Source organism: Duncaniella dubosii (genome assembly GCF_004803915.1).
GTDB lineage: Bacteria > Bacteroidota > Bacteroidia > Bacteroidales > Muribaculaceae > Duncaniella > Duncaniella dubosii.
In genome coordinates this window covers 3,239,981-3,256,299 of sequence record NZ_CP039396.1, presented here as the reverse complement: position 1 = coordinate 3,256,299, position 16,319 = coordinate 3,239,981, and the positions used below count along the sequence as shown (strand labels likewise).

The 16,319-nt window shown below is 47.5% G+C and carries 9 protein-coding genes and 3 pseudogenes; 5 read left to right on the top strand and 7 right to left on the bottom strand.

The features are described 5' to 3' along the window. Positions 1 to 217: 217 nt before the first annotated feature. Positions 218 to 2,376: pseudogene (locus tag E7747_RS14450) on the bottom strand (elongation factor G). Between the two features lie 257 nt (positions 2,377 to 2,633). Between E7747_RS14450 and E7747_RS14445 the strand changes: the two are divergent. The 3 genes from E7747_RS14445 to E7747_RS14435 are packed head-to-tail and all read left to right on the top strand — an operon-like array spanning position 2,634 to position 5,121. Further along, on the top strand, positions 2,634 to 3,056 hold the full coding sequence (locus E7747_RS14445) for a sugar 3,4-ketoisomerase (protein ID WP_123615232.1): 423 nt from the start codon (positions 2,634 to 2,636) through the stop codon (positions 3,054 to 3,056). Beyond that, positions 3,053 to 4,192 carry a DegT/DnrJ/EryC1/StrS family aminotransferase gene (locus tag E7747_RS14440; RefSeq protein WP_136416715.1) on the top strand — a complete coding sequence of 380 codons (1,140 nt, stop codon included), beginning with the start codon at positions 3,053 to 3,055 and terminating at the stop codon, positions 4,190 to 4,192. The genes E7747_RS14445 and E7747_RS14440 overlap by 4 nt, the downstream gene beginning before the upstream one ends. A 59-nt stretch (positions 4,193 to 4,251) precedes the next feature. Further along, complete coding sequence (locus tag E7747_RS14435) at positions 4,252 to 5,121, top strand: DNA/RNA non-specific endonuclease (RefSeq protein ID WP_136416713.1); 870 nt, start codon at positions 4,252 to 4,254, stop codon at positions 5,119 to 5,121. A 130-nt stretch (positions 5,122 to 5,251) separates the two neighbouring features. Here E7747_RS14435 and E7747_RS14430 read toward each other — a convergent pair whose 3' ends face one another. From E7747_RS14430 to E7747_RS14410, 5 genes and pseudogenes are all read right to left on the bottom strand, one after another. Next, positions 5,252 to 6,547, bottom strand: a complete 1,296-nt coding sequence (locus E7747_RS14430) for a TolC family protein (protein ID WP_136416712.1) — start codon at positions 6,545 to 6,547, stop codon at positions 5,252 to 5,254. A gap of 21 nt (positions 6,548 to 6,568) precedes the next feature. Beyond that, a pseudogene (locus E7747_RS14425) lies at positions 6,569 to 7,665 on the bottom strand (efflux RND transporter periplasmic adaptor subunit). A gap of 61 nt (positions 7,666 to 7,726) precedes the next feature. Further along, positions 7,727 to 8,971: an ABC transporter permease gene (locus E7747_RS14420; RefSeq protein ID WP_136416710.1), complete on the bottom strand. Its 1,245-nt coding sequence runs from the start codon at positions 8,969 to 8,971 to the stop codon at positions 7,727 to 7,729. 32 nt (positions 8,972 to 9,003) lie between these two features. Continuing rightward, positions 9,004 to 10,230, bottom strand: a complete 1,227-nt coding sequence (locus E7747_RS14415) for an ABC transporter permease (protein WP_136416708.1) — start codon at positions 10,228 to 10,230, stop codon at positions 9,004 to 9,006. A 62-nt stretch (positions 10,231 to 10,292) separates the two neighbouring features. Continuing rightward, a complete protein-coding gene (locus E7747_RS14410) occupies positions 10,293 to 10,949 on the bottom strand; it encodes an ABC transporter ATP-binding protein (protein WP_123615275.1) in 657 nt (218 codons plus the stop codon). A 221-nt stretch (positions 10,950 to 11,170) separates the two neighbouring features. Between E7747_RS14410 and E7747_RS14405 the strand changes: the two genes are divergently transcribed. Beyond that, on the top strand, positions 11,171 to 11,923 hold the full coding sequence (locus E7747_RS14405; RefSeq protein ID WP_136416706.1) for an exodeoxyribonuclease III: 753 nt from the start codon (positions 11,171 to 11,173) through the stop codon (positions 11,921 to 11,923). Positions 11,924 to 12,036: 113 nt separating this feature from the next. Here E7747_RS14405 and xyl3A read toward each other — a convergent pair. Next, positions 12,037 to 14,603: pseudogene (xyl3A, locus tag E7747_RS14400) on the bottom strand (xylan 1,4-beta-xylosidase). Between the two features lie 169 nt (positions 14,604 to 14,772). Between xyl3A and E7747_RS14395 the strand changes: the two are divergent. Next, positions 14,773 to 16,086 carry a glycoside hydrolase family 88/105 protein gene (locus E7747_RS14395; protein WP_136416704.1) on the top strand — a complete coding sequence of 438 codons (1,314 nt, stop codon included), beginning with the start codon at positions 14,773 to 14,775 and terminating at the stop codon, positions 16,084 to 16,086. The last annotated feature ends 233 nt before the right edge of the window (positions 16,087 to 16,319 follow it).

Genomic DNA, 16,319 nt, shown 5'->3' with positions numbered 1-16,319 from the left:
TGAAAAGATTCTTTATATTCATAGTTCGATTTGATTGTGATGTCAGTATATGAATAAGACGTTTGAAGTTCCGAAAGTTTAGTCGTATGGGTAAATGCAGCTTTATTAAGGGCGAATGACTGCTCTTGAATACAATGAGTGTCACCGAATTCGCTTCGGTGACACCCATCAATGTGTTTGGTTAGAATTGAGAGTAGGGTATTATTGTTTATTAAGATTATTCGTCAGCTTGTGCTTTTTCAGCATATTCTTTAAGCAGTTTTTCCTGCACGTCGGACGGAACGAGTTCGTATGATGCGAATTTCATTGTGAACGCTGACCGTCCGCCGGTAATTGATGAAAGTGCTGTCGAATATGACGACATTTCCTTTAATGGAACACGGGCTGAGATTTTCTCAAAACCATTGTCGCTTGACATACCCATGATTATGGCACGGCGTCCCTGAAGGTCGCTCATCACATCGCCCATCACATCGCCGGGAACCATGACGTCCACGTCATAGACCGGTTCAAGCACTTTCGGATTCGCATTGCGGAATGCCTCGCTGAAAGCATTGCGACCTGCGAGACGGAATGAGATTTCGTTTGAGTCGACCGGGTGCATCTTACCGTCATAGATACATACTCTCACATCACGTGCGTAACTGCCGGTGAGCGGGCCTTGTTCCATTCGGTCCATGAGACCTTTGACTATCGCAGGTATGAAGCGGGCGTCAATCGCTCCACCGACGATACAGTTGTGTACGACGAGTTTTCCACCCCATGCCAAAGGTATCTCTTGAGTGTCGCGCACGCTCATCTTGTATTCCTGATTGCCGAACTTATAAGTGTCGGGGCAGGCATTCCTTCGGTATAGGGTTCGATTATGAGATGTACCTCACCAAACTGACCTGCGCCGCCTGACTGCTTCTTGTGACGGTAGTCGGCACGTGCGGCCTTGGTGATTGTCTCGCGGTAAGGGATTCGCGGTTCTTCAAATATGATGGGAAGCTTGTCGTTGTTTTCGACACGCCACTTCAGGGTGCGGAGATGGAATTCTCCCTGGCCTGAAAGTATGGTCTGCTTCAGTTCTTTCGATTGTTCGATTACCCAAGTCGGATCTTCCTCGTGCATGCGGGTGAGTATGCCCATGAGTTTTTCAGCATCACTTTCGGTTACGGGACGGATTGCACGGCGATATTTAGGTTCGGGGAAACGGATGAAGTCAAAACGGTAGTCGCAGTCTTTCGCGTCAAGAGTGTTGCCTGTGCGGACATCTTTAAGCTTCACTGTCGCACCGATATCTCCGGCACAAAGTTTGTCGACTTGAGTCTTGATGTTTCCGCAGACGCAATAGAGCTGGGCGATGCGTTCGCGCGAGCCGCGTGTCACATTCTCAAGATCCACACCGGGAGTGAGAGTTCCAGACATTACTTTGAAGTAGCTGACTTCACCGATATGCGGTTCGACCGTAATCTTGAAGAAATATAGCGACAGAGGACCGTTGCTGTCAGGCTTTACTGTTACACCATCTGTAGTTTCAGGAGCAGACATTTCTTCAACGAAGGGAACGACGTTACCGAGGAATTCCATCATGCGGCGTACGCCCATGTCTTTGGCTGCACTCACACAGAAGACAGGATATATCGAGCGGTCTACCAGACCTTTGCGTATACCTTCACGCATTTCGTCTTCACTCAGGTGGCCTTGGTCAAAGAATTTTTCCATAAGAGTTTCGTCGTTTTCGGCTGCTGCCTCGACGAGAGCCTGATGAAGTTCAAGCGCTTTTTCCTTTTCATCAGCAGGGATGTCTTCAATGGTCGGAGTTCCGCCGTCAGGCCCCCATGAATATTTCTTCATGAGGAGAACGTCGATCATAGCGTTGAATCCGGGTCCGCACTGGATAGGATATTGAATCGCCACGATCTTATTTCCGAAATGCTCGCGCATCTGTTCCATGACGTTTTCATAGTCTGCTTTTTCACCGTCAAGCTGGTTGAGAGCGAAAATCACAGGTTTCTTGAGCGACTGGGTGGTGCGGAATATGTTCTGAGTGCCGACTTCCACACCGTATTGTGAATTGATTAATATCACACCTGTGTCGGTCACATTCAGTGCGGTAATAGCATTGCCTACGAAGTCGTCAGCTCCCGGACAGTCAATTACATTTAGTTTTTTGTTGAGGAATTCAGCATAGAAAACCGTCGAGAATACACTGTAGCCGTATTCTTTCTCGACGGGGAATGAATCGCTCACGGTGTTTTTCGCTTCGATCGTACCGCGACGTTTTATAACTCCACACTCGTAAAGCATAGCTTCAGCAAGTGTGGTTTTACCAGAGCCTTTGCTACCGAGCAAGGCGATGTTTTTAATCTCGTTAGTTTGGTAGACCTTCATATTAGTTTCGGTTTAGTTTTTAGGTAAGAAGAATGGTTTAATGTTTTAGGAGAGATTTTTTATTGGATTTCCGTTTCCCCTTTGTGAGAGTTTTTTGAAATCGACCGCAAAATAGTAATTAATTTTCGTTTTTGTGCGTCTGAAACATGTGTTTTACAACATAAGATGCGATTTTCTTGAATTCATGATTCGTCACAAGCCATAATTCACTACCTTTGTAGCATAATCATACCATAATATATAATACATTTTGATCTATGGATATTGACAAGCCTTGTCTGATACAGCTTCCACGGATATATGACCCTCGTGGAAGTCTTACATTTGTGCAGGACAATGACCAGATACCTTTTGAAATTGCCAGATGCTACTGGACCTATGATGTCCCTGCCGGAGAAGCACGTGGAGGTCATTCGCATAAGGAAGCCAAATCGTTGCTTGTGGCTGTGAACGGGTGTTTCAACGTGAATCTTTATGACGGGTTTACATGGATGACATATACGCTTAACCGTCCGTTTGAAGGACTGTATATTCCACCGGGCTATTGGCGTACACTCGACAATTTTGCATCTGGCAGCGTTTGCCTTGTGATGACCTCTATCCTTTATGATCCTGATGAATATATCCGTGACTATGAGGAATTCAAACGCCTTGCAGTCGAAAGTGACAGACGAATATGAATCTAAAGTATCCGTTTCTTGATTTAGGCAGGGTGAACGAACCTTATGCCGATGAGCTTGTCGCAGCGGCAGAGCGTGTGATTCGCAGCGGGCGTTACATAGGAGGCCCGGAAGTCGAAGCTTTTGAAAGAGATTTGTCGTCATATACCGGCGCGCCTTTCGCTATCGGTGTAAGCAATGGCCTTGATGCGCTCAGGCTTATATTAAGGGCATATAAGGAAATGGGAGTTTTTCATGACGGTGACGAGGTTATCTATCCCGCCAATACATATATTGCATCTGTGCTTGCAATAAGCGATGCCGGACTGACCCCTGTGCCTGTTGATATTGACGAGCGCACGATGAATATTGACACAGACCTTCTTGAACAGGCCGTCACTGACCGCACGCGCGCGATAATGACCGTACATCTCTACGGACGTGTGTCTTGGGACGATACCCTTGTCAGAGTAGCACGTCGTCACAGTCTGAAAGTGATTGAAGATTGCGCCCAGGCTCTCGGTGCGCGGACTCTTTCAGCCGGATTTCATGAATCCCGTTATGCAGGCGCGCTCGGTGATGCGGCCGGTATAAGTTTTTATCCTACAAAAAATGTAGGCGCTCTCGGTGATGCAGGTGCTGTATTGACACACGACGAAGAGCTTGCACGCACTGTTCGCTCGCTTGCCAACTATGGTTCTGACCGCAGGTATCACAACATCTACTGTGGATTCAATTGCCGTCTTGACCCGATTCAGGCAGCAATGCTCCGGGTGAAACTCCCACACATTAATGCAGAGAATGCCGACCGTTTTGCACGAGCATTGGCCTATCGTCGGACAATCGATCGTCAGGACGTGATTCTGCCGATGATGACAAACGAGGTCAACGACTGTGTGTGGCATCAGTATGTTATCAGAGTCCCTGCTGACCGCCGGGGAAGTTTTATGAGAGAAATGGAGAAAGAAGGTATAGGGACGGATGTGCACTATGCAGTGCCCCCGCATCTTCAACCGTGCTATGCGACACTTGCACATGGGCCGCTTACTGTCACGGAGCGTCTCGCTGATGAAATTGTCAGCCTTCCTATCGGAACCGGCATTTCTGTGGCCGATGCTGCCGAGATTGGTGCGGTTATTAATCGGCTGGACTTTTAATGGCTGCCAGGCAGAATGTTAGTCGTGGCCTTGGCGTGTTATAAGAATGTGATTAAAAAATGGCAACAAAGAGAAAAAGAAAAAAGAAAAAGACATCGACTCCAAATAAGTTGTATCGTACGTTATTAGTGCTGGCTCTTGTAGCCGCGTGTGCCTATCTCGGTGAGAAACTTGACGGGAAGGAGCAGCAGACAGATGTCGTCAATGTGGCTCATGGAGAGTATGGCAACCTTATGGCAGTTAAGACGAATCCTTCACTAAAGGAGGTGGTCAAAAGCTATAAAGGTATGGATCTTTCGTTCAATCCTCAGTATCATATCCCGAACTGGGTATCATGGGAACTCACTGCAGATGAGACTGACGGCAATGTAGCGCGCTCAAATAAATTTTCAGCCGACCCGGAGATGGAGGGTAGCGCCGAGACATGGGATTATAGCTATTCAGGCTATGACCGTGGCCACATGGCACCTGCCGGTGACATGCGCTGGGATAAGGAGGCAATGTCGCAGACATTCTATATGACCAATATCTGTCCTCAGGTCAAGACGCTCAATGCCGGCAGCTGGAAAAATCTTGAGGAAAAATGCCGTCAATGGGCTGAAGCAGACAGCGCAATCTATATTGTCTGTGGCCCGGTCATTGATGGTAAGCCTATTGAATATATCGGTGACTCGCGAGTGTATGTCCCGCGTAAGTTTTTCAAAGTCATTATATCTCCCTACACCACTCCTGCGCGTGGCATCGGATTTATAATGCCTAACGGGAAAGTTGAAGGCGGCATGCAGGCTTGTGCTGTTACGATTGATTCGGTCGAAGCCCTTACCGGACATGACTTTTTTGCAGCTCTGCCCGACGATATAGAATCGGATGTCGAATCGCAGTGCGATTTCCATTACTGGTCAACTCACCGCCCACGAAAGAAGAAGTGACCTTTTTCGTGGAATTGGGTAATTTCCTGTGATGGTATTTCGGCTGGACGAAATATTATAATTCAAACATGGCAACGGCTCTTCCGGTATATGCTTCAGAAGAGCCGTTGCCATGTTTAATTGCCAAATGCTATTGCCTGTTATAGAACTGTAGTACTTTGTTTCTGAGTATAAGCTCATATTTGGCCTGAACCTGTTGGGCAAGAGTGGTTATGTAGTCTGATTGGGTCTGTTCCCATTCGGTTGCGTTTGCTTTGCCATAGGTATATTTTTCGGTCATTGCGTCAAGGGCTGCTTTTGAAGCGTCGACAGCAATTTTTCCTGCTTCATATTTTTTCTCTGCACCTACAGCCTGTTGATAGGCAAGACGGATGGCGCGGTGCAGTTCGCTTTGCTGCTGTTCGAGCTGGATTTGAGCTGAAAGTTTTCTGACTTTTGCCTGACGGATCTGATTGCGTGTCGAAAAGGCATCGAAAATCGGAATATTGAGCGAAAATCCAAGATTTTTAGAGAAATTATCTCTCATCTGAGAGCTGAACTTCTTGGTATCGTCACCTGAAACCGTATAGTAACTGCTTCCGAGTCCGGCATTGAAACTAAGCGTAGGGAGATAACCGCTTTTTGCCAATGTAATACCGTCATCGGCCACTTTGATAGCCTGACGTGCGGCCGAAATAGCCGGATAATTGGAAAGAGCGTTGCGATATACCTCCTCGGCGTTTAGGAGCGCCATTGTGTCATCGTCGATAGGCATTACGTCGAATCCTGCGAGATTGTCAAGCTCAAGAAGCTTGGCGAGCTCGATAATCGAGGTCGTATAGTCGTTTTCGGAATTGACCACCTGCACTTCATTCTGAGCCACCTGTGCCTTGGCTTGGATTACGTCTACTTCTGGGACTTTGCCGCCTTCAAGCAATGCCCGCTGGCGTTCGAGCTGGACGTTTGACAGACGGAGCTGCTCGCGGCTAACTTCAAGAATCTCTTTGTTGAAAAGGACTTGCAGATAGGAGGTGATGACGCTCAGACGAACTTCGTCGCGTGAGGCTTCTGCCTGCATTTCAGCCATGCTGAGGCTTGATTGGGCGTAACGTAGCTGGCGGATGTTGCGTAGACCCTGAAATATCGGCAGCGACATCTGTACGTTCCATGAAAATGACGAGGTGTTGCGATTGGCATAGGTGTTGGCCGATGTGAGACCTCGGCCGAAGCTCCAGTTCTGGCCTGCTCCGGCTGAAAGCTGTGGTAGAAATCCGTCCTTGGCTTCCGTGACAGACAGTTCGCTTTGCATTCGGCTGATTTCTGCATTTTTGATATTGAGATTGTGGCTGAGTGCGTAGTTCACGCAGCTGTCAAGACTCCATGCGTCAGCCATCACTGTCTGTGATATCCCGACCGTAAGGAGGAGGGAATATATGATGCGTTTCATCGTCGAAATATTAAGTTGTCGTTATTTTTTTACTGATGCGCCACGTAGTTTTGCATTCTTGTCGATACCACTGTTGACTTGAATATTGATGCCGTCAGATGTTCCTGTCGATATTGCTGTGCGTTCGAATTTCTGTTCTGGCAGACTGTCGGTCATTACATATACGAAAGTGCTGTCGCCTTTCCATTCGATTACGCTTTCAGGAATGGTAAGCACATTTTCAGCTTTGCTCAGGTTTACTGTCGCATTTGCGCTGTAGCCGGCACGAAGTTTGTCGCCGGAAGGAACATTTATTGCCGCCTTGATTTCAAAAGTATTTGCTCCGTTGGTTTCTACACCTTTCGGGCGATAAGCTCTATGACGGCATCGAGTTTCAGGTCAGGCAGCGCTCCGATTGATATTTCCATCGGCTGACCGACAGACAGAAGTCCGACTTCGGTCTCGTCGACTTTGCCTTCGAATATGAGATTGTTCATGTCTGCAACGGTCGCAACGGTCGTACCGTCGTTCATCGTGTTCGCCTGAATGACCGAACTTCCGACTTTTACAGGGACATCGAGTACAAGTCCTGTGATGGTGGCGCGCACCAGAGTGTTGCTTTCCTTCGCGTTTGTTTTCGATACACCTTCCTTTACGATTGAGTAGGCATCTTCGGCTGCTTCGAGTTCAGCTTTAGCCTGCGACAAGGTTGTTGATGTATTTTCAAATTCCTCGCGGCTGATGACCTTTTTATCGTAGAGGAGTTTGTTGCGGTCATGTTTCACGCGTGCATCCTCAAGATTGATTTTCGCTGTCTTTACTCTTGAAAGAGCCGATGAAAGCTGTCCTTCGTCGGGCACAATCTTGATTTTGGCTACAATGTCGCCGGCCTGAACCATATCGCCTTCCTCGACATTGATTTCGGAGATGATACCTGACACCTGTGGCTTGATTTCGATTTCATCGCGTGGCTCGATTTTGCCGGTGAGCACTGTGTTACGCTCGATTGTTCCTGTCGATGGGCTGACAAGCTCGAATTTTTCCTTGTCAGGCTGTGATTTGACGAAAAGGTAAACGAATGTACCGATAAATATTGCGGCGATCAGACACCACATAAAAATCCGCAAAAACTTCTTCATTGTTCTGATATGATTATGTTTGTTATTATCGCAATTAAAGTTGTAACATTTTGATTCCGAATTACTTGTCGTTGAGAGCTTCAATCGGCTTTATTTTCATGGCCTTGATAGCGGGGATAAGTCCTGCTGCGGTGCCAAGCACAAGGAATGTGACAAGGATGTAGACCGCCTGCATGAACGAGAGCTGAAATGCGATGATACCACGTTCGTCGGCAAAAGCATGCTCGGCTATGGCAAGCAGAATGATGGCAAAACAGATTCCCGCCACTCCGGCGATTGTGGTCAGCACCATACTCTCCGAGAGTATCTGTGTAATTATGTCGCGAGGTTTTGCGCCGATAGCACGTCGGATGCCGATTTCGTGAGTACGTTCACGGACGATGATCCACATGATGTTTCCGACACCGATGATTCCCGACAAAAGAGTGCCGGCACCCACCACGAGGGCAAGAAGAGTGATACCGAGAAATATATTGTCGACCATTTTGAATTGTTCCGACACATCGAAGAAATACATTGCTCCTTCATCGTCAGGAGCTACAGGATGGTTTCGGGCAATAAGCCTTCTTACGGTATTTTCATAATCACCGGGGGCATATCCGCTTTTGAGAGTCATCATGAACATTCCGACTTTTGTCCCGAGGTTATAGTTGGCACGCATCGAATTGTAAGGGATTATGACCGATTCATCAAGCTCCGCTCCCATGCTTATTTCAGACGTCTGGCCGGCGATACCTACGACCTTATAATATATGCCGTTGAGTGATATTTCTTTTCCAAGACCTGATTCTGTGCCGAAAATTTCATCAGCCACTTTTTTCCCGACCACACATACCTTGCGTGAGCGGGTGTTGTCAGCTTCGTTTATGAAGCGGCCTTCATACATTACCGGGACAAAAATTTTGTCATAACCGCTTTCTACGCCTGTGAGCATGGCGTTGGAACTCTTTTGCCCGTAAAGAGCATTTGCCCACAGGTTGTTGACAGCAGATGAATTTTCTATCTCAGGTATCGCTCGGCGTATGTTTATAATATCCTGCAAGTTTAGTTCAAGCTCCATGCCTTTGTTGAAGCCTGCGTATGGTTTTGTCGTGCGTCCGGGAAATACTATCGCGACATTGGTTGCGAATCCTTCAAAATTTCTACTCATGAAACTCTTCAGACCTTTTGATCCTCCGATAAGCATCGCAAGGATGGCAGTTCCCCAGAAAATACCAAATGCGGTCATGAATGTACGCGTCTTGTTTTGGGCAAGTGTAGTGCCTATCTCGCGCCAGTTTTCTATGTCAAATATTGGATTTTTCATCTTCTGAACAAATGGATGTGGTACTACTTTGCCTACTCGTCGCGGAGTGCTTCGACAGGTTTGATTTTAAGCGATTTCATGGCAGGGAAGAGCCCGGCAAGAGCTCCCGCGATGATAAGCACCAGCGTTACCTGAATTGCTATCGCAATGTCGACGGTCGGGTCTTTGATAGGGGAGCGGTCTCCTCCGGATTCTGTCAGCATGGCTATGCCCTGCGATAAAAGAACGCCAAGGACAATGCCTACATAGCCGAACAGCGTGGTTATAGCTACGCTTTCGAGTATGATTTGTTTCAGGATGCTGCGTGGTTTTGCACCGATCGCACGGCGGACTCCGATTTCATGTGTACGTTCGCGCACGGAAACAAACATAATGTTGCTCACACCGACGATTCCCGAAAGCATGGTCAGCAGTCCTATGACCCAGACTGCCATCCCGATCGCCCCCATAGCTGACGACGAGCGCATATAATCCGAAAATCTGTTCCATATCCAGAGTGAACCTCTGTCATCTTCGGCAAAGGAATGAAGGCGGCCGAGAGTGGAACGGAAGCTGGTTTCTGCATCATCGCTTTCTTCGAGAGTCCTGACATTTTTGAGTTTGACAGTTATATTGTTCACTCGGTCAGACCCGCCGCTCATCGAACGTGCCGTGGAGTATGGGATGTAGACATCGCGCCGCCATTCCTGTTTGTATGTCCCGACGACAGTGAATGACAGGTCGCAGATTTCGACCAGCTGGCCGACAGGCTCTTTTTCGCCAAACAATGTCTTGGCCGATTCTTCGTTGATGACCGCCACACGTCGGCGCTGATTGATGTCGTTCTGATTTATGAAACGTCCATTCACGATGTTAAGACCGCTGTTCCGTTGTTCGGTCGGGTATACTCCACGGTAGCCTCCGGTCAGATAATCCTTGGAGCTTGTGACTTTTGCGGAGTCATTGGAAATCTGTGCGGCAACGTCGGCTATGACATTCGCATTCTGCGATTCAAGCACGTCCATGTCGGAATCCTTCAGTCGTATGCGTCTGTTTTCCTTAAGACCTTTGAACGCTTTCTGTGCGTAGCCGCCGCGAATCGACACAGTTTCGGTGTCGCGTTGGGCGAACATTGATTCCATTCCGTTGACAAGCCCACGCGAGACGCTGAGCAGCACTATCAGGAGAAAAATTCCCCATGACACGGCGAATCCTGTCAGAGCGGTGCGCAGTTTGTTGTTGCGCAGGGTTGCCATTATTTCACTTGCAAGATCAAACATTTGGATAATTTTATCGACAGAGAAAATTGAGGTGAGATTTTCTTCTTCAGTTTTCAGATGGGTTAAATGATGCGTCCGTCGGCGATGCGGATTATGCGGTTTGTCTGTTCGCCAACCCCGGGGTCATGGGTGACGATGACAATCGTCATCCCATCGGCATTGAGGTCGCGGAACACCTGCATCACTTCTTTGGATGTCTTGGAGTCAAGCGCTCCTGTAGGTTCGTCGGCAAGAATTATTGACGGGTTTGTGATGAGAGCACGTGCGATAGCCACACGTTGTTTCTGTCCTCCTGACAACTCGCTCGGCAGATGGGTGGCGCGGTCTCCCATGCCCATGCGTTCGAGCTGTTCCATTGCGAGTTTGTTGCGTTGGCGTCGGGAAACTCCGCGATAAAAAAGCGGCAGGGCCACGTTTTCGAGAGCATTCTTATAGCTGATGAGGTTGAACGACTGGAACACGAACCCTATCATGTAGTTGCGCAGGTCGGCGGCTTTGTTTTCGCTCAGGTTCTTAATCAGCACACCATCGAGATAATATTCCCCGGAATCATAGTTGTCGAGGATACCGAGTATGTTGAGAAGGGTGGATTTTCCAGAGCCGGATGCACCCATGATTGAAACCAGTTCTCCTTTGTCGATAGTGAGGTTGATATCCTTTAGTACATGCAGGGGGACTACTCCGGGATAAGACTTGTTGATGTCTTTTAGGCTTATTATCATAATTATTGAATCGTGAAATCTGACTGTGTTTTAGAGCGACCAAAGAAATTGTGTCGTAATTTGGAACTCTTTACATCTAATTAGACGCAAAAGAATTAGAATAGTTACAGAAAATAATGAAAAAAACATGCAAATAGCTATCTTTGTATGCCAATAAACAAAATTGGCTGATTTAATTTATTGAATAATAATATTTTACTTAAATTGTAATAATTCTTGTGAAATTTATATCTTGGAATGTCAATGGCCTCCGGGCAGTTTGTGCGAAGGGTTTCAATGAGATTTTCGCATCGTTTGACGCTGATTTCGTCTGTATTCAGGAGACCAAGCTGAGCCCCGGTGCACTGGAACTTGAATTTGAAGGCTATCGTTCGTATTGGAATCTTGCTGACCGAAAAGGATATTCTGGTACGGCGATATATACACGCCATGAGCCGGTGGCTGTCACCTATGGCATAGGTGTTGACGAGCATGATCATGAAGGTCGTGTGATCACACTGAATATGGGAGGCTATTATCTTGTGAATGTCTACACCCCCAATTCTCAAGGCGAGCTTGCGCGACTGCCATATAGAATGGTGTGGGAAGAAGCTTTCCGTAAATATATTGCAACGCTTGACGCAAGGAAGCCTGTGATAATCTGTGGTGACATGAACGTTGCCCACAAGGAGATTGATCTGAAAAATCCGAAGACCAACCGTCGGAATGCCGGTTTTACAGATGAAGAGCGTGGCGAATTTACCAAATTGCTTGCCCAAGGCTTCGTTGATACGTTCAGGGCTGTCCATCCGGATTTGGAGGATGCATATACATGGTGGAGCTATCGTGCAAGGGCGCGTGAGAAGAATGTCGGGTGGCGTATTGACTATTTTCTTGTGAGCGAACGTTTAGCTCACAGACTTAAAGATGCCAATATCCGGGCTGATATTCTCGGCTCGGACCACTGTCCTGTTGAGATTACAATTTCATAGTCTAATGTAACTTTGCATTTGACCATATAAAACCGAACGGCAGATTTCTTGTCAGCCTGAATAGCGGAATCAAGAAATTTGTCGTTCGGTTTTATTGTCCTTGTGCTTGTCGCTTAGATTTTGACCTTGACTGTCTTTAAGTCTTTATCTGCGCTTGACGAACCGACCATAAGTTCGTACTCACCGGGAACGACACGCATTTCCTGTGTCGCTTCGTCCCAGTTCTCAAAGAGATTTTGCGGGAAATCAATCTCGACAACCTTTGTCTCTCCGGGAGTGAGGTCGACACGTGCATAGCCTCTGAGGGTCTTGTTCGGACCGGCTGTATCGGCAGGCCGACGCATGTATACCTGTACGATTTCAGTGCCTGCACGTTTGCCGGTGTTTTTCACACGTACTGTAACCTTGTCATTGTTATATTTGGGCTTTGAAATGTCAAATGTGGTGTAGCTTAGTCCGTGGCCGAACTGGTAGAGAGGCGCCTGTTTCAGATAACGGTAGGTGCGGCCGGCCATCAGATAGTCATCAAAGGCCGGGAGTTGCGAATCATCCTTGTAGAAAGTGACAGGAAGTTTGCCCGAAGGATTATAGTCACCGAAAATAACATCGGCTACTGCATGGCCGCCCTGCTCGCCGGGATACCATGCCTGTAGAATCGCATCGCAGATTTCATTTTCGGGAGTTAGAGCTACTGCACTGCCGCTGCAGTTGATAAAGACGATTTTCTTGCCGGCTTCGTGGAGCGCACGCAGGATTTCTCGCTGAGGAGCGGGAAGCTCGATTGATGTGCGGTCGCCATCATCAAATCCCGGTTCCCTGACTTTTGCCTCTTCACGTTCGTAGGCAGGAGAGATACCTCCGACAAAAATGATTGTGTCAGCATCTTTTGCGGCTGCTACTGCATCAGCCGGAGTGACCTGACGGGTGCGGAGGATGTCAAAATTGAGAGTTGCATCATCTTCAAGCTGCATGTAATTGACCTCGATATCGTATTTCTGGCCTTTTTTCACCTTAAACTCACGTTCGCGGAAATTAAGGGGTCGGTTTTCCATCGTTCATGTACGGTGTCACCGTTTATGATTATGCGAAGTCCGTCATCATTGTTGTAAATCATATTGAGAGTTTCGTCACGGTCGGCGACGTATGTCCCTTTGATTCGGGTGGTGAAGTTGGTGAGGTTGACACCGGGAGCGAACACTGTGTTTCCGCCGTTGTCAAGCTGGATGGTTGAAGTGTAGTTTGTGGTTGCGGCTGGCTCACCGGTCATGGTTGTATTGTTCCAGTATGCGGCTTCCATGCCTTGCCGTCCTTTGGAATCGGTGATGTTCTGAAAGACGCTTTCGCGGTATGTCATCTGTGTTATCGCGCATGCCCTGTTGTAGGGAAGCTGGCGGCCTGTCCTTGCATTCAGCCCTTCGAGAATTGTCACGGTATGGCCTGGCTGTCCGTAATAGATGCCCCACATCATGGTGGAGTCTGTAGCGTTAGGTCCCATTACCATGATGTTTTTTGCCTCAGGTGAAAGAGGAAGTATACCGTTGTTTTTCAAAAGCACCATTTGTTCGCGTCCCATTTCACGGGCAAGATCGCGATGTTTTTTTGAACTTACGACACTCATAGGAATCGATGTCCACGAAACGAGTGAGTCGGGGTCGAAGTCTCCGAGTTCAAAACGTCCTTTCAGAAGCCGTTTGACGCTGACATCGATATCTGACTCTTTGATGTCGCCACGTTTCACCGCACCGGGTAGATTTTTGTACACTCCGCCACATTCGACGTCTGTCCCGCTGAGCACACCGAGGGCTGATGCCGCTTTGGCGTCATTCGACACCTCATGGCGTCCTTCGCGATAGAAATCGCCGATAGCTCCGCAGTCGCTGACCACAAGTCCGTCAAATCCCCATTTGTAACGCAGGATTGAATTGAGCAGCTTGTCCGATCCGCAACACGGAGAGCCTTCGAATCGCTGATAGGCACACATGACTTGCTGGACGTTTCCATCCTGAACGAGCATCTTAAATGCCGGCAGATATGTTTCCCATAGTTCGCGGGCAGGCAGGTTTTCGATATCAAAGCGATGACGGGTCTTTTCAGGACCGCTGTGGACTGCATAATGTTTGGCGCATGCGTGAAGCTTATAGTATTTGTCACTGCCGTCGCCTTGCAGCCCTTTGACAACGCGGAGACCCATCCGTCCGTTCATATAGGGATCTTCCCCATAAGTTTCCTGTCCGCGTCCCCATCGCGGGTCACGGAATACATTAATATTTGGAGTCCAAAATGACAGACATTTGTATTTTCCGACTTTCCCCTCCTTGCGGGCCAAAGTATTTTTTGCGCGTGCTTCGTCGCTCACCGCAGTGAAGACTTCTTCAATCAGATCATCGTCAAATGAAGCTGCCATTCCGATACAAGAAGGGAACACTGTTGCAAGTCCGTTTCGGCCTACACCGTGGAGGGCTTCGCTCCACCAGTCGAAGGCCGGAATGCCGAGTCGTTCGATTGCAGGCGACGAGTTCATCATAAGGAGCGATTTTTCTTCAAGTGTAAGACGCTTACACAGGTCTTCGGCTCGCTCCTCTGCGGAAAGTGAAGGGTTCTGATATGGAAGTAGTTGGGCGGATGCCGGCGATGGTGTCACAAACAGCATGCCAACTACAAAAAGATGTTTTAGTTTCATGGATTTCTGAGATGTGAAAAATGATGTTTATCTATATCGTCTAATACAAAGATAATACTTAAATTTCTATAATACAAATGGCTCATTCAATAGTAAATTTGGCAGTTACGACATTTCTTCGTAATTTTGTGGTATCTTAAATACAATATCATCTTATCCAAATCCTGTAATGAAAAAGTTAAAGCTAATGCTTGCAGGCGTGCTATTGGCCACAGTTGGCTCTGCATTCGCCGCAACAGCCCCCGCAAAGAAAGCTTCCGAAACCCCCAAGCACTATTCCGAGTGGCTGACCCGCTCCGAAATGCAGCGAGTACCCGAGAGCTATATGCTCGATTTTTCCAATCGCCCGAAATGGAGCTATGTGATGGGAATCGAGCTTGAGTCAATGCTCGACACTTATCTTAAATATGGTGGAGATGACATCAAGGATTACTGTATTCAGTATACAGACACTATGATTTCGCCTGATGGTGTGATCCGTGGATATAAACTTCTTGACTATAATCTCGATAATGTGCGAACCGGTCACTTTGTGACTCGTATGTATCAGCACTTCCCGGAAAACAAGAATCTCAAGGCGATGAACACCCTCATGCGTCAGCTCGACGAACAGCCGCGTACAAAAGAAGGCGTTTACTGGCACAAGGCGATATATGCTTATCAGGTTTGGCTTGATGGTATTTTCATGGGGCTTCCTTACAGAGTGCTCACAGCTTCTACAATCTATACGCCGGAGTTGGCTAAGCCGATTTATGACGATGCCGTAGAACAGGTGAAGAGTACATATGACCGTACATTTGACTCTAAAACAGGTCTTAACCGTCACGCATGGGACGAGAGCCGTGAAATGTTCTGGAGCGATAATGAGACCGGCTTGTCGCAGCATTGCTGGGGTCGTGCTCAGGGTTGGTACACAATGGCTCTTGTCGAACTCCTTGACGTACTTCCTGAAGACTATGAGCGTCGTGGAGAAGTCATTGATTTGCTTACACGGACATTTGACAATATCATAAAGTGGCAGGATCCGAAAACAGGAACTTGGTATCAGGTTATGGATTCACCCGAACGTGAAGGCAACTATCTTGAATCGACATGCACATCGATGTTTGCCTACTCTCTTCTTAAAGCCGCCCGCAAGGGATGGGTTAAAGATGCCAAATATCGTGAGGCCGGTATCAAGGCATACGAAGGTATCGTCGACAACTTTATCAAGGAAAACCCCGACGGGACAATCTCGCTTACCGACTGCTGTGTAGTGGCAGGTCTTGGCCCGGGTATCAGTGATGCTGTGCTTAAGGCTGCTCCCAAGGTTAAGGAAAATAAGCGTCGCGATGGCTCTTATGCCTACTATCTTAGCGAACCTATACGCGACAATGACGCTAAAGGCGTAGGTCCGTTTATCTGGGCGTCACTTGAAATGGAGGATCTTGGCTATAATGTCGATTCATTTAAGAAAGGCAAGAAGGCCGGTAAGAAAAAGTAATCTAATTTTATGTAATATAGTGTAGGTGCTGAAAGAAAAACGCAGATACTTTCAATCATCTTACAAACCTAAAAACGGCGTTGCCTCGGATTCTCTGAGGCAACGTTTTTTATTTGTGCAATTTTGTTTGTGAGAGTTTATTTATTCCTGTTATTCAGTTTGGAAATGGAGTCATCGCAAGTGTATTAGGACGGTGTAATAAAAAAATCCGGATTTCCTCGGTGTTGAAGAAA